At 63.2% G+C, this 13,682-nt stretch carries 12 protein-coding genes; 4 read left to right on the forward strand and 8 right to left on the reverse strand.

All coding sequences use genetic code 11. The annotated features are described in order from the left end of the window. Positions 1-2: 2 nt before the first annotated feature. The 6 genes from KMZ29_RS06500 to KMZ29_RS06525 form a co-directional block, all read right to left on the reverse strand. The gene (locus tag KMZ29_RS06500) at positions 3-815 is read right to left on the reverse strand and encodes a Cof-type HAD-IIB family hydrolase (RefSeq protein ID WP_215622956.1); all 813 of its coding nucleotides are present in this window, start codon (positions 813-815) and stop codon (positions 3-5) included. Then, complete coding sequence (locus KMZ29_RS06505; protein ID WP_215624166.1) at positions 812-1,330, reverse strand: gluconokinase; 519 nt, start codon at positions 1,328-1,330, stop codon at positions 812-814. The genes KMZ29_RS06500 and KMZ29_RS06505 overlap by 4 nt, the downstream gene beginning before the upstream one ends. Before the next feature lie 63 nt (positions 1,331-1,393). Continuing rightward, positions 1,394-2,914, reverse strand: coding sequence for a glucose-6-phosphate dehydrogenase (zwf, locus tag KMZ29_RS06510; protein ID WP_215622957.1), 1,521 nt, complete (start codon positions 2,912-2,914; stop codon positions 1,394-1,396). Next, positions 2,915-3,943 carry a phosphogluconate dehydrogenase (NAD(+)-dependent, decarboxylating) gene (gnd, locus tag KMZ29_RS06515; RefSeq protein WP_215622958.1) on the reverse strand — a complete coding sequence of 343 codons (1,029 nt, stop codon included), beginning with the start codon at positions 3,941-3,943 and terminating at the stop codon, positions 2,915-2,917. It lies immediately after the preceding gene. 11 nt (positions 3,944-3,954) lie between these two features. Then, on the reverse strand, positions 3,955-6,801 hold the full coding sequence (locus KMZ29_RS06520) for a bifunctional transaldolase/phosoglucose isomerase (RefSeq protein ID WP_215622959.1): 2,847 nt from the start codon (positions 6,799-6,801) through the stop codon (positions 3,955-3,957). A gap of 241 nt (positions 6,802-7,042) precedes the next feature. Further along, positions 7,043-7,864 (reverse strand): RMD1 family protein, encoded by an 822-nt coding sequence (locus KMZ29_RS06525; protein WP_215622960.1) that lies wholly within the window; start codon positions 7,862-7,864, stop codon positions 7,043-7,045. Positions 7,865-8,267: 403 nt separating this feature from the next. Between KMZ29_RS06525 and KMZ29_RS06530 the strand changes: the two genes are divergently transcribed. From KMZ29_RS06530 to KMZ29_RS06545, 4 genes are read left to right on the forward strand one after another with little or no spacing between them, the layout of a single operon-like run. Continuing rightward, a complete protein-coding gene (locus KMZ29_RS06530) occupies positions 8,268-9,428 on the forward strand; it encodes an acyltransferase family protein (protein ID WP_215622961.1) in 1,161 nt (386 codons plus the stop codon). A gap of 45 nt (positions 9,429-9,473) precedes the next feature. Continuing rightward, complete coding sequence (locus KMZ29_RS06535) at positions 9,474-10,607, forward strand: ABC transporter permease (RefSeq protein ID WP_215622962.1); 1,134 nt, start codon at positions 9,474-9,476, stop codon at positions 10,605-10,607. Beyond that, positions 10,604-11,323, forward strand: a complete 720-nt coding sequence (locus tag KMZ29_RS06540; RefSeq protein ID WP_215622963.1) for an ABC transporter ATP-binding protein — start codon at positions 10,604-10,606, stop codon at positions 11,321-11,323. Before KMZ29_RS06535 ends, KMZ29_RS06540 begins: the two co-directional genes overlap by 4 nt. Before the next feature lie 22 nt (positions 11,324-11,345). Then, positions 11,346-12,368: an HlyD family secretion protein gene (locus KMZ29_RS06545; protein WP_249779843.1), complete on the forward strand. Its 1,023-nt coding sequence runs from the start codon at positions 11,346-11,348 to the stop codon at positions 12,366-12,368. Between the two features lie 46 nt (positions 12,369-12,414). Here KMZ29_RS06545 and KMZ29_RS06550 read toward each other — a convergent pair whose 3' ends face one another. Together KMZ29_RS06550 and KMZ29_RS06555 are read right to left on the reverse strand one after the other, a co-directional pair. Further along, positions 12,415-12,864, reverse strand: coding sequence for a DsrE family protein (locus KMZ29_RS06550; protein ID WP_215622964.1), 450 nt, complete (start codon positions 12,862-12,864; stop codon positions 12,415-12,417). Positions 12,865-12,910: 46 nt separating this feature from the next. After that, entirely contained in the window at positions 12,911-13,549 is a 639-nt protein-coding gene (locus KMZ29_RS06555) for a hypothetical protein (RefSeq protein WP_249779844.1), read from the reverse strand. Positions 13,550-13,682 lie beyond the last annotated feature (133 nt).

A 13,682-nucleotide genomic window follows, 5' to 3' on the forward strand; every position in this document is an offset into this window, starting at 1 on the left:
ATTCAGCCCGCTTCACTGTTCCTCAAAATCATCTCCAGCGCCTTCGCAAATCCCTCGTCCTCGTTTGAGGCCGTGACATGCGTCGCCATCTTTTTGATGTTGTCGGCGGCGTTGCCCATGGCGAAGGAGATGCCGCTCGCTTCGAACATCGCCAGATCGTTTTCCATGTCGCCGATGGTGGCGACTGCGTCAGTTGAAATGCCGAGGCGTTTGGCCATCGCCTGCACGAAAGTCCCCTTGCTGCGGCCGGGCGGAGTGACGTCGAGATAATAGCTTTGCGAGCGCACGGCGGTGGCCTGCGCGCCCAGCGCCTGCTGCATCGCAGCCTCGCAGCGCTGCAGCCGCGCGGCATCGGAGCTGGCGCCGACGATTTTGCAGGCCGCCGTCAGGTAAGGCGCAAAATCCCCGACGATGGTCGGATCGGCCCGGATCGCGCGTTGTTCATTCGGGACGTATTCGCCGTCAGGATTACGCGTGAGCCAGCGATCGTGGGTGAACAGCCAGGTATCGAGGCCGAATTCGTCGAGCACATCGAGGCTGGCTTGCGCCGCGGCTGCGGGGATCAGATGCTGTTCGATCGGATTGAGCTGCGGGTCGACGATGGCGCTGCCGTTGAAGGCTCCGACCGGCAATGTGATCCCAAGCGGCTCGATCAAGAATCGCATGCCGACGGTCGGGCGGCTGGAGGTGAGGGTAAAGCCGATGCCGGCATCGCGCAGCCGCCGCACCGCGTTCCTCGCGCCGTCGGTCAAGGTCTTGTCTTTGGTCAGTAGCGTGCCGTCGACGTCGGAGACGAGCAGGGCGATGCGGGTCACGGGCGGCTCCGGCTGTTCGCGGCGTTGTCGGCGGGAATGAGCCCCAACCGGCTGATGATGTCATCGACGATGGCTTCGACCGGTGCATCGATCGACACGGTGACGGGATTTTCGCTGTTGGCCGGCGGCTCAAGCGTCCTGAACTGACTGGCCAATAGTCCCGGCGGCATGAAATGGCCTTTGCGCGCGGCGAGGCGGGCTGCGATCAAATCCTGCGTGCCATCGAGAAAGATGATCCTGACGTCGTCGCGGCCATGCACCAGAATATCGCGATAGGCGCGTTTCAGCGCGGAGCAGGCGATGATTGTACGTTCGCCCGCTTCGCAAGCCCGGTCGATCTCATCGGCGATCGCCTGCAGCCAGGGTCGGCGGTCCTCGTCGGTCAGCGGCTGGCCGGCGCTCATCTTGGCGACGTTGCCGGCGGGGTGAAAAACGTCGCCATCTTCGAAATCCCAGTTCAGTCGTTGGGCGAGGCGGTCCGCGATGGTGCTCTTGCCGGAGCCGGACACGCCCATCACGACAAGCACGCACGGCATCTTGCCGATTTCATCGCTCACGACATTCTCCGGCAGCGCCATCTAGCCGAGCTTTCGCCAGCTGCGGCCGTCGCGCGTCAGCAGCGCATTGGCCTCAGTGGGACCTTCGCTGCCGGCCTGGTAGGGCAGTAGACCGTCGGCACCGGCTTTTTTCCAGGCATCGAGGAACGGCTGCACGGCCTTCCAGCCGGCCTCCACGCTGTCGGCGCGCTGGAACAGGATGTTGTCGCCGATCATGCAGTCGTGGATCAGCGTCTCGTAGCCGGTGCTCGGCTCGGCCTGGAAATAATCCTTGTAGCGGAACTTCATCTCGACGCCGTCGATCCGGATTGAGGGGCCGGGCACCTTGGTGTTGAACTGCAGCGCGATACCCTCGGTCGGCGCCACGCCAATCACGAGGTAGTTCTGCGCCAGCGTCTCCACCGGCGTGCAGCGGAACATCGCAAACGGCGCCTGCTTGAACTTGATCGCGACCTCGGTGCGCTTGAGGCCGAGCGCCTTGCCGGTGCGCAGGCAGAAGGGAACGCCGGCCCATCGCCAGTTATCGATGGAAAGCTTCAGCGCTGCATAGGTCTCCGTGGTGCTGCCAGGCCTGACATCCCTGGTGCTGCGGTAATCGCTGACCTCGGTATTGTCGATCCTGCCGGCGCGGTATTGACCGCGCACGGAATTCTGCAGGGCTTCGCTCTCGCTCTGGGTCTGGATCGCCGCCAGCACGTCGGCTTTCTCGGCGCGCACCGAATGGGCGTCGAAACGGATCGGCGGCTCCATCGCCACCAGCGAAAGCAGCTGGAACAGATGGCTCGGCACCATGTCGCGCAGCGCACCGGTCGAATCGTAGAATCCGCCGCGGTGTCCGACATCGAGTTTCTCATCGACCGTGATCTGGACGTGATCGATGTGATTGCGATTCCAGATCGGCTCGAACATGCCGTTGGCAAAGCGCAGCACCAGAATGTTCTGCACTGTCTCCTTGCCAAGGTAATGATCGATCCGGTAGATCTGGTGTTCGTCGGTAATCGCCAGCAATTCCGCATTCAGCGCCTTCGCCGAGGCGAGGTCGGTGCCGAACGGCTTTTCGATCACCAGCCTCCGCCACGCGCCGGCGTCCTGCCGCAGCATGCCGGTGCGGCCGAGCTGACGGCTGATCGGCACAAAGGCGTCGGGCGGCGTCGCCAGATAGAACAGGCGGTTGCCACCGGTCTGCCGCGCAGCTTCGAGTTCGTCGAGCTCTTTTCGCATGCGGTCGAACGAGGCCGGCTCCCCGGGATCGGCGGCGATGCAGGTGACGCATTCCAAAAGGCGTTCGGCCGTTGCGTCCTCCACAGGGCGGGTGGCGAATTGGCGCAAGCCATTCATCAGGCTGTCGCGCAAGGCCTCGTTCGACATCACCTTGCGGGTGATGCCCACCACGCAGAGCCTGTCTGGCAGAAGGTCACTTGCCGCAAGGTTATAGAGTGCGGGGATCACCAGCCGGTGCGCGAGGTCGCCAGTGGCGCCGAAGATAACGAAGGAGCAGGGCTCGGGCTTCTTCTGGATCGGCTGGTCTGACGGCATCGGCATTTACGCCTTTGGCTTGACGATGTCAGGGGCGTTCTGTTGCACCGGCCCAGGATGCTGCTGCGGCTCCTTGTGGCCGCCGAAGCCGTCGCGCATCGCGGAAAGAACTTTTTCGGCAAAGGTATGGTCCTTGCGCGAGCGGAACCGCGCGAACAAGGCTGCGGTGAGCACCTCGGCAGGGACTGCCTCATCGACGGCGGCGTTGACAGTCCAGCGGCCCTCGCCGGAATCTTCCACGAATCCCGAATAGCTTTCGAGCGTCGGGTTTTTGGCGAGCGCGGAGGCCGTGAGGTCGAGCAGCCATGACGGGATCACGCTGCCGCGCCGCCAGACTTCGGCGATGTCGGCAATGTCGAAATCGAACCGGTGCTCGGCGGGCAGCGCCTCGATATTGGCATTTCTGAGGATGTCGAAGCCCTCGGCATAGGCCTGCATCAAGCCGTATTCGATGCCGTTATGAATCATCTTGACGAAGTGCCCGGCGCCGATAGGACCGGCATGGATATAGCCCTGTTCGATCCTGGCATCGCGGCCCTCGCGTCCCACGGTACGCGGGATGTCGCCGGGGCCCGGCGCGAGACTCGCGAAGATCGGATCGAGCCGGTCGATCACCGCCTTGTCGCCGCCGATCATCATGCAATAGCCGCGCTCGATGCCCCAGACGCCGCCGGAGGTACCGACGTCGACATAATGGATGCCGTGTTCCCTGAGCGCCTTGCCGCGGCGGACGTCGTCCTGCCAGAAACTGTTGCCGCCGTCGATGATGACGTCGCCGGCTTGCATCAGTTTGGTCAGTTCATCGATCGTCGCTTCCGTGATCCTACCCGCGGGCAGCATTACCCAGACGCTGCGTGGCCGCTCCAGCTTGCCGACGAAATCCTGCAGCGAACGGCCGCCCGTAGCGCCCTCGGCCGCGAGCGCCGCGACCGCTTTCGGGTCCTTGTCGTAGACGACGGTGGAGTGGCCGTGCTTCATCAGCCGGCGGACGATGTTGCCGCCCATCCGCCCCAGGCCGATCATGCCGAGCTGCATCTGCAGTACCCTTAGTTGAGTGCATCCTGAATCGCTGCGTCGAGCATGTTCAGGCCCGCTGCGAGATCGCCCTTGAGATGCACGCGCAAGGCGCGCCGGCCGCGCTCGGTCAGCACGTCGAAATCGCCGCGGGCCTGCGCCGCCTTGATCACGCCGAAACTGGCCTTCTGGCCGGGCACCGCGAGATCCCTGTCGTCATCTGATGTGATCTGCAGGAATACGCCGCTGTCGGGCCCCCCCTTGTAGGCCTGGCCGGTGGAATGCAGGAAGCGCGGGCCGAATTCGGCGCAGGTCGCAAGATGCCGCCGGTCGTGCACCTTCAGCCGCATCGCCTGCAGGCTGCCGATATGCGCAGGGCAGCGTTCGATATAGGCAAGCAGCGCCATGTAGTCGTCCGCGCCGGCGCGGGCGAGATGCGCCTTCAGCCAGGAGCCGAGATCACCGTCGGCGCCGGCCCTGCGCAGGTCGGCGGCGTTCTTCTCGTCAGTGTAGAGGTCCGCCTGCGCGCTGGACATCACCGGCTTCTCGGCGGGCAGCGAACCGGATTTCTCGAAGGCCGCGGTCAGTTCCCGGGTCTTGACCTTGGCGTCCTCGACGTCGGGCTGATTGAACGGATTGATACCGAGCACGGCGCCGGCCACCGCCGTCGCCAGTTCGAAGCGGAAGAATTCCTGGCCGATATGGTCGATCGATTTCATGACGATGCGGACCACCGGATGGTCGGCCGCTTCCAGTGCAGCGAGCTTGTCGTCATGCGCAGCGTCGTTCTCGGCTTCGGTTCTGAGATCGATGAAGAACCGGTCGTTACCGTAGAGCGAGGGGTCGCCCAACGGTTCGCCGTCGATCGGGATCAGGCCCTTGCCGTCCTTGCCGGTGGATTCGGCGATCAACTGCTCCGCCCAGGCGCCGAAATCGGCGATCTTGGGAGACGAGAGAATGGTGACCTTGTCGCGGCCTTCGAGACCGGCCAGCCCCATCGCGAGGCCGAGCTGCACGCCGGGATTTTCGTGCGGCGGCACGTCGGGACCGCAGGAGCGCACCATCGCAAGCGCATGCCTGATCAGGGCGCTGACGTCGATGCCGGCGGTCGCGGCCGGCACCAGCCCGAACGGCGACAGCACGGAGTAGCGCCCGCCGATGGTGGGATCGCCGTGGAAGATACGGGCAAAGCCTTGCTTGACGGCAACCTTCTCCAGCGAGGAGCCGGGATCGGTCACCGCGATGAAGCGGTGGCCGGCCTTGTCGGCGCCGATGGTCTTGGAGACCTGCGCGAAGAAATAATCCTTCATCACGTTGGGCTCGGTGGTGCCGCCCGATTTGCTGGAGACGATGAACAGCGTGCTGGCGAGATCGACGGAAGCCTGCAGGGTGCGGACCTGGGCAGGATCGGTCGAATCCAGCACGTGCAGTTTCGGAAAGCCGGCTTTCTTTGCAAACGCCTCCGCCAGCACTTCGGGCCCGAGGCTCGATCCGCCCATGCCGAGCACCACGGTGTCGGTGAAGTTCTGTCCCTTCACGCGCTGCGCATAGTCCTCGTAGTTGGCGATATCGGCTGCGGCGGCGCTGTCGAGCCAGCCCAGCCATTTGTGCTCATCGGTGCCGGTCCACACCGACTTGTCCTTGTGCCAGAGGCGGCGGATGTTGGCCGATGCGCGCCAGTCCTCGGTGGCCTTCTCGACGGCCTTGCCGAGGTGGCTTCCGAGCTTGAGCTGCTGACGGTCGATGCCGCCGCCGAGCACGGTGGCGCGCTTGTGCGCTACTGCGCCGTAGAGCTTGTCGGCGGCGTCCGCGAACAGCCTGACGCCGTCCTTGACCAGCTCGGCGGTGATGGCGTCGAGCGAGATGCCGGATTTTTCGAGTTCGGTGAGCACGCGCCAGGCATCCTCGACATTTTCCTCGAGGCTGTCGCGCGGCTTGCCGTGATCGCGGAAGGCGTCGAGCGTGGCCGGCGGCACGGTGTTGATGGTATTGGGACCTATCAGCTCCTCGACATAGAGCACGTCGCTATAGTCCTTGTTCTTGGTGCCGGTCGAAGCCCACAGCAAACGCTGCGGCTTGGCGCCCTTGGCGGCGAGCTTGTCCCAGCGCGCGCCGGAGAACAGGCGTTTGTAATCCTGGTAGGCGAGTTTTGCATTTGCGATGGCGACCTTGCCTTTCAATGCGGCCAACCGCGCTTTCTGGGTGGGGTCGTTCGCCTTCGCGATCTTATCGTCGAGTGCCTTGTCTACCGCGCTGTCGATCCGGCTGACGAAGAAGCTGGCGACGCTGGCGACGCGCGAGGGGTCGCCACCGTTCTTGACGAATTCTTCGAGGCCCGCGAGATAGGCCTCGGCGACCTGCACATAGACCTTCTGCGAGAACAACAGCGTGATGTTGATGCTGATGCCTTCGCCGATCAGATGCTGAATCGCGGGCAGGCCTTCCGGCGTCGCCGGCACCTTTACCATCAGGTTTCGGCGCTTGACGTTGCTCCAGAGCCGCTCGGCCTCGGTGATCGTACCCTTGGTGTCCATCGCCAGATAGGGGGACACTTCCAGGCTGACGAAACCGTCGCCGCCATTCAATCGGTCGTAGACCGGGCGCAGCACGTCCGCCGCGTTCTGGATGTCCTCGATCGCCAGATGTTCGAACAGCTCGGCAATCGGACGATCGCCCTTTTTCAGGGCAACGCCGATCGCGCCGTCATACTCGTCCGAGCTGCCGATCGCCTTCTCGAAGATCGAGGGATTGGACGTAACGCCCTTGACGCCGTCGGTGTCGATTAGCTGCTTCAGGTCGCCCTTGGCGACGAAGCCGCGGGCCAGGAAATCCAGCCAGACCGCCTGGCCGTGGTTTTCGAGTGCTTTGACGGGATTCATGGTGCCTTGTTCTGTTCGAGCTGGGTTCCCGCACCTTTTCTGGCGAGAAGCCGGGTTGTCAACACGTCGTTAGGCGGCGCTGATGAAGGGATTATGCGTATCCCGGCACCATAACGCCACCCGCAACATATCGATCCCACCGGGAGACGGCAGTTTGGTGGCGATCCAGGTTTTTGAAGGTCGATTGAACCGGCCTTTTCTGGCGGCGGCGACCGGCGGCGGTCATGGCGCGACGCAGAAGTCAGCCGGGGCGCAAGAAGAGGTCGTAGAGATAGACCGAAATCTCGAGCATGATCAGGAGCACGATCATCGTTTCCAGCCGAATCCCGCGCTGCGCGTCGATCAGTTCGGTCAGCGCGGTCATCATCACCTCGACGGCGTCGAGCTTGCGCGACAACGCCTTGGCTCGCTTCTTGAAATGATAGGCTTCGGCCAGACGGTCGTGCAAACGTCCGGTTTCACCGTCATTTGGCAACAGCTCGGGTCGCTCTTCAACCTCGACCCGTTCGAGAAGGCGATGATGGGTCAGCAAGGCATGGCCCACGGTGCGCAGCATCCGTCTCCGTTTCCACGGCAGCTGGCCGGAGCTGGCGAGGTCGCTGGCGATCGGTTCCAGCGCCTCCAGTACATTCCGGACTTCCTCTTCCTCAAAGGCGAGCGCGACATTCTTGGCCAGCGCGTCGGCAACGGCAACGAGGCGCGCCGGTGACAGGTCCCGAACGGTGATGATATCCCCCGAGATCCCCTCGCTCGTTCCGATCGAGATCTCCGATGCAACGATGACCGGCGCGTCCAACCGGCTTTCGACGCGGCCGCCGAGCTTTTGCAGCAAGGCTTCTTCCTCGCCAGGCGAAACCCCGATGAGGACAACGGTACCGTAGGGCAACAGCGCGGCAATGCCTCCACCGCCGAGGCGCAATATCAAGGGCGACGTCGTGATCGCTTCTGCTTGATTGATGTCTGCAGCCTCGAGGCCTGTCAGCCTGAGGCGACGGCCAAGGCGGAGTGCGCGAACGGACTGCCGCTTTTCCGAGGTCGCTCGTAGGGGTGTGATGTCAGTCATTTCCTGCTTCAAAGTGCCCGCCTCTTGGGAAAATGCCACACTACAAAAGGCGTCACTTGCGTTACATCAACCTTCCAGCCGCCGAACTCTTGCGGGCGCGCGGTCGCTCGCCATAGACGTTTGAGTGAAGGCAGAAAACGTAAGTGAAGGCAGAAACGGTCGCTGGCCGGTCGCCGCGTTCGCTAACGCAGCGAATATGCCATTGCCTGGGATGTTTTTTTGGCAGCGAACATCCGTATTTGCGCCCAGATTGCATCAGATCAAGGCAAGGTGCGTGCGATTGACAGATTATGTGCTCCGACCGGCAAGAATAATCCCCGGGGAGGGCGATTCGGTGGATTGGCGTGGGACTTGCGCGACAATGAGCGGATCAAGCATTGCCCTCGTTAATCTTCGAGCTGTTGTGATCCTCATCGTATTGGCTTTCCACTCGGTCCTTCCCTACCTCGCTTCCCTGCCGCCGGCCGCCTATCCCTTCGGCAGCGAACCTTATCTATGGCTGGCCTTTCCGATCGTGGACAGCCAGCGATGGTTCGGCTTCGACCTGTTCTGCGCCTGGCAGGACGTGGTTCTAATGACCCTGATGTTCTTCCTCTCGGGCCTGTTCGTGCCATCAAGCCTTGCGCGCAAGGGAAGCTGGAAGTTTCTGTCGGATCGCCTGCTGCGGATTGGCCTGCCGATGGCGCTGGCCATCATTCTTCTTGCGCCGCTCGCGTATTATGCCGCCTATCGCACGACTGCCACTGACCCCAGCCCGAACGCATATTGGCAACATTGGCTCGCGCTGCCGTTCTGGCCGTGTGGGCCGCAGTGGTTCCTGGGTATGCTGTTGATATTCAATGCTCTCGCGGCCGCGATGCATGGTTTCGTTCGCGGATGGGGCCAGTTCCTTGTCCAGCTGGCGGCCTTCGCCAGCGGCAATCCGGTGCGGTTCCTTGTTGTACTGGTGACGATCTCCGCGCTGGCCTATGTGCCCCTGGTGCTGGCGTTTTCACCGTTCGCATGGGTGAACATCGGCCCCATCTCGTTTCAATCCAGTCGCCCGTTGCATTACCTCGTCTATTTTCTTGCGGGAGTAGCGGTCGGGACCTATGGCCTCGACCGTGGCCTGCTTGACCGCGATGGGGTCCTCGCGCGGCGCTGGCCGGCATGGCTCTCCGCAGCCTTTGCCGGTTTCCTGCTCTGGGCCGTGCCGACCTCGGTGACGATGGCGGATTGGAGCAATGCCTCCCTGTTCGCGAAATTGGCCGCTGGCATGGGCTTTGTCGTCGCCTGCGCGGCGGGCTGCATGTGCTCGCTGGCGATCTGCCTGCGCTTTGCACATTGGCGCCTGCGGGCCTTTGACAGCCTGTCAGCCAATGCCTACCGAATGTACCTGATCCATTACGCGTTTGCCGTCTGGCTGCAATATGCGCTGCTGGGCAACGATCTGTTTGCGATCGGCAAGGCCGCGATTGTGTTCGGTGGTACACTGATCATGAGCTGGTCGATCGCCGCCGCCATTGGCGGCGCACCGCCGGTCTCGCGACTGAATGCAACCACGCGCGGAGCACGCCGCGCGTGAAGACTGAACTGATGTTGGACGGAAAGTGATCGAGTCCCCGTAATAATGCCACTGGTTTTTATTCTCGCATTCCGGAATCTGTTTCATGACCGGCTTCGCTTCATCGCGACCGTGATCGGGATCGTATTCTCGATCGTTCTGGTAACCGTCCAGATGGGTCTGTATCTGGGCTTTGGGCGAATGGTGACGACGATGATCGATCATGCGTCGGCCGATCTCTGGATCATGCCGCAAGGCACCAAGTGCTTCGAGGACCCGTCGCTGCTGGACGCGCGTGAGCGATATCGCGCGCTTTCGATCAACGGTGTGGCGGAGGCAATTCCTGTCGTGATCGGATTTGCAGATTGGCGAATGCCGGGCGGTGCGACGACTCCGGTTTTCGTGGTTGGCTCGGATCTCCGGTCCGGCGGCCTGCAGCCCTGGAACCTGGTGGAAGGCCGGATCGAAGCGCTGTCGACGCCCAAGGCGGTCGCCGTCGATCGCTCCTATTTCGACCGGCTCGGCATCTCGGGAATCGGGGCAACCGCCGAAATCCGCCAGCAACTCGTGCGGGTCGCGGTCGTCACCAACGGCATCCGTTCATTCACCACGACGCCTTTCGTCTTCATGGACGTCGATCGGGCGCGCGCTCACACCGGAGTCCCTTCCGGCAAGGCCACCTATTTTCTGGTTCGCCTGAGCCCTAACACCGACGTGGCCTCCGTCCGCCGTCAAATCCTGTCGAACATCTCCGATGTCGAGGTGCTGACACCGGCCGAGTTTCGCGAGCGCAGCCGCGCCTTCTGGCTGTTCAGTACCGGCGCGGGCGCCGCGCTGTTCGCCGGAGCGTTGCTCGGCGTGATCGTCGGTACCGTCATTGTCGCCCAGACGCTCTATTCAAGCACGAAAGAGCATTTGAACGAGTTCGCCACTCTGCGTGCGATGGGTTCGTCCCGGCGCTATATCTATGCGGTGATCGTCTGCCAGGCGCTCCTCAATGCCATCATCGGCTTCTCTATCGCCGCGCTTGTCGGCGAGGCCATCGTGAAGCTGACTGCGGCCACCGCATTGCCGATCGTCATTACGCCCGGATTGACGATCGGGCTGTTTCTGCTGACCGTCGTGATGTGTGTCGGATCGGCCATCGCCGCGATCATTCAAGTCACCCGCATCGACCCGGTCATGGTGTTCACGCGATGACAGATCCCATGATCGAAGCGGTGAATGTGTCGAAGGACCTTGGCAGCGGCGCAGCGAAGGTGGCGGCTCTCAAGAGCGTAAGCCTGGCGCTTAATGGCGGCGAGCTGACGCTGCTGATGGGACCTTCCGGCAGCGGCAAGACGACGCTGCTGTCGATACTCGGATGTATGCTGACGCCGACGGAAGGGACGGTTCGTATCCGCGGGCGTTCAACCGGCGGCGCCGAACCCGAGGACCTCGCACTTCTCAGGAGAGAGCATGTCGGCTTCGTCTTCCAGTCGTTTCATCTGTTTCCGACGCTGTCCGCTACCGACAATGTCCGGTTGGCCCTGGATATACGCGGCGAGCGTTCCAGACGCGCAAAGGCTAAGTCACGCGAAGCCCTGGCCAGGGTCGGACTGCCGCACAAGTTGAAGGCGTTTCCGCGCGAACTCAGCGGCGGGGAGCAGCAGCGCGTTGCGATTGCTCGCGCCATCGTCGGAAATCCGTCTATCATTCTTGCAGATGAGCCAACGGCCGCCCTGGATGGCGAGAACGGCCAGGCGGTCATGAGGATCCTGGCCGGAATCGCCAGGGAACAAGGACGCGCGGTGCTCATAGTGACGCATGATCCGCGGCTGCTGCCGCTGGCGGATCGGGTTGTCCATATCGAAGACGGGCGGATTGTCCGGGAGGAGCACCGCGGCGCGGAGCGGAGCTGCAATGATTGCATGTGAATGTTATCGGGGACGATTATCCATGTCGAAACGCCGCGGGGCCTTGGTTGCGCTCGCTGAGCTGGTCATCGCTGCAGGGGTCTTGATGGCGGCCAGCGGCGTCACGATCGCCTCACCCGATGACAAGCGATGGCAGGCCGTTGCGCCCGGTCGCGTCGAATCCTGCTCCGGCCAGATCAAGGTCGCGACCGATGTCACGGGGGTGGTCGACAAGGTGCTGGTGAAGGCCAGTGACAGGGTTTTTGCTGGCGAACCGCTGATCCATCTCGCTGACGGCGAACCCGCCGCACGGCTCGCCGCCGCCGAAACGCAAGTCGCGCTGCGCAAGCGCGCCCGTGATGAAAGGTCGGCAAGCGGCAGCGCGAACGCGCGACGCAAGGCGAGGGATGCCGTGGCCAATGCCGAACAGGCGGTGTATGACGTTCGCGCCATCGTCGATCGTGCGGCTGCCGAATGGCGAGCCAAAGGCGGGCCGGACGACAGCCTGACGACGGCCCGCTCGGCACTGGCACGGGCCCAGGTCGAGTTGACCAAACGCCAGGAGGAGCTCCAGACAACCGAGGAGGACAGCCCTCTACCCAGCCTGCTGGAGGGGCAGCTCAGCATCGCCCGCTCGGAATATGCGGTGGTGCGATCCGCCCTCGACAAGATGACGGTGCGCGCGCCGATCGACGGCACCGTGCTCCAGGTCAATGTGCGGGCAGGCGAGCTTGTTTCACCGGGTTCGCCACAGCCACCGCTGCAACTCGCCGATCTCTCGGCCCTGTGCCTGCGCGCGGAATTGGACGAACGCGACCTCGGATCCGTCAAGGTGAAGCAACCGGTATCGGTACGGGCTGCGGCGTTTCCGGGTCGCGAGTTCGAGGGAATTGTCTCTTCGATCGCGCCGCTCGTCGAGCCGGGCCGCCTCGAGCCTTCCGGATCGCGCAATCAGACCGATGTGAATATCGTGGAAGTCATGGTCAAGCTGACGGGATCGGGAGAGCTGATGGTCGGAATGAAGGCCGATGTCTATTTCCGTTTTGGGCAAGTCGTCGATCGATAGGCGGCGACCGCCCCAGACCTGTTTGTGACCACACCAGGATGCCGGTTCACGGCCGCAGGTAGAGATAGCCCTGCGACTGCAGTTCCGCGATCCGGACCACGCCGCCCCGGTCGGCGCTGATGAAACCCGGCAGCAAGTCCTTCAGCTCGACCTTCTGCGATTTCATGGTGTTGCCGCAGGCCGCGAGTTCGAGACCGGCCTTGGAAAACTGGCCGACGCGCCGGGTGATGTCGGGGTTCGCGGAGGCCGAGTGAAACGCCCGCAGCGCCTGGCCGTGGATGACGAGCGCGATGGTGACGTGGTCGGGGCCGCCGACGCCGTCGAAATGATTCTGGATGTTGCCGAGCACGAACGAGACCTTGTCGAGGTCGTTGAGGTGGTAGACCACTTTCAATTTGGCCGGAGCTGCGGCGTCAGCGGCGGCATTGGCGCGCGATGCGGCGAAGGCCGCGCCAAGGGTGGAGACCACCCCCCACAACATGCTGCGTCGATGCATGGCATCCTCCATCGTGAGCGTCCCCCGGTGGTTGTCGGTGCGACCGCTATTTGTGCCTGATGGCCGCAAGTTCCTTGCGGTCGGTCACCAATGACGCGCATTCACGGGCCTCGACGCGGTCGAGCCGGAAGATCCTGTCGTCGGCGCCGGCCACCAGCGAATCCTCGGCTTCTTCGTCGGGCTTGTTGTTCTGCCAGATCCGCACCCGTTCGAGCCGAATGATCGCGGACTTGTCATCCTTCGACATCGCCACGACGATGCCGCCGCCGTCGCAATCGACCCCGCAGCCGAACCGAATCTCATGGCCGGCGTCTTCGGAGATGACATGGCCGCAACTGCCGCTGGAATCGAAATCGCCGGCGCGGTGGCGATATTTGACGCCGAGGCGGAACGAATAATTGGTGGTGTTCTCGTCCGGCGGGATCTCCGCCGTTATCAAGAGCTTCATGGCCCGGACCTTCTGGAGCGGATGCCGCGCCAGATGCTCGGGATCGTAACGGCGGACGAAGCAGGCATAGGCCTTGTTGCCGGGTGGCTTGGCGAGCATCCTGACGTCGAACGCATCGGCCTTTGCCTTGTCGATGCCTTCCTCCGCGGCGTGGCCGGTGGCCGAGACGGCAGCAACAATGGCGGCAGCCAGCGTGACGATCGAGCAGCGCTTCCTGATATTCGCGGCCATAGCCATCCATCCATCGGTCGCCGGGCAAGCCATTTTGACGCAGCGCGGGGCGTTGCGTTCCAGGCATGCCGGGTCAATGCTTTGGTCGCGGCAGGTGCGGGGGACGTTCAATCACCGCTGCCCCGATGGAGCGCCAGAG

It is taken from the genome of Bradyrhizobium sediminis, from assembly GCF_018736085.1.
GTDB lineage: Bacteria > Pseudomonadota > Alphaproteobacteria > Rhizobiales > Xanthobacteraceae > Bradyrhizobium > Bradyrhizobium sediminis.

Excerpts from the sequence above, each read along its gene's own strand:
- KMZ29_RS06540 (WP_215622963.1), top strand. The coding sequence starts at position 10,604 with ATGACAGATCCCATGATCGAAGCGGTGAATGTGTCGAAGGACCTTGGC.
- zwf (WP_215622957.1), bottom strand. The coding sequence starts at position 2,914 with ATGCCGATGCCGTCAGACCAGCCGATCCAGAAGAAGCCCGAGCCCTGC.
- KMZ29_RS06535 (WP_215622962.1), top strand. The coding sequence starts at position 9,474 with ATGCCACTGGTTTTTATTCTCGCATTCCGGAATCTGTTTCATGACCGG.
- KMZ29_RS06545 (WP_249779843.1), top strand. The coding sequence starts at position 11,346 with ATGTCGAAACGCCGCGGGGCCTTGGTTGCGCTCGCTGAGCTGGTCATC.
- KMZ29_RS06555 (WP_249779844.1), bottom strand. The coding sequence starts at position 13,549 with ATGGCTATGGCCGCGAATATCAGGAAGCGCTGCTCGATCGTCACGCTG.
- KMZ29_RS06550 (WP_215622964.1), bottom strand. The coding sequence starts at position 12,864 with ATGCATCGACGCAGCATGTTGTGGGGGGTGGTCTCCACCCTTGGCGCG.
- KMZ29_RS06505 (WP_215624166.1), bottom strand. The coding sequence starts at position 1,330 with ATGGGCGTGTCCGGCTCCGGCAAGAGCACCATCGCGGACCGCCTCGCC.
- KMZ29_RS06520 (WP_215622959.1), bottom strand. The coding sequence starts at position 6,801 with ATGAATCCCGTCAAAGCACTCGAAAACCACGGCCAGGCGGTCTGGCTG.
- gnd (WP_215622958.1), bottom strand. The coding sequence starts at position 3,943 with ATGCAGCTCGGCATGATCGGCCTGGGGCGGATGGGCGGCAACATCGTC.
- KMZ29_RS06525 (WP_215622960.1), bottom strand. The coding sequence starts at position 7,864 with ATGACTGACATCACACCCCTACGAGCGACCTCGGAAAAGCGGCAGTCC.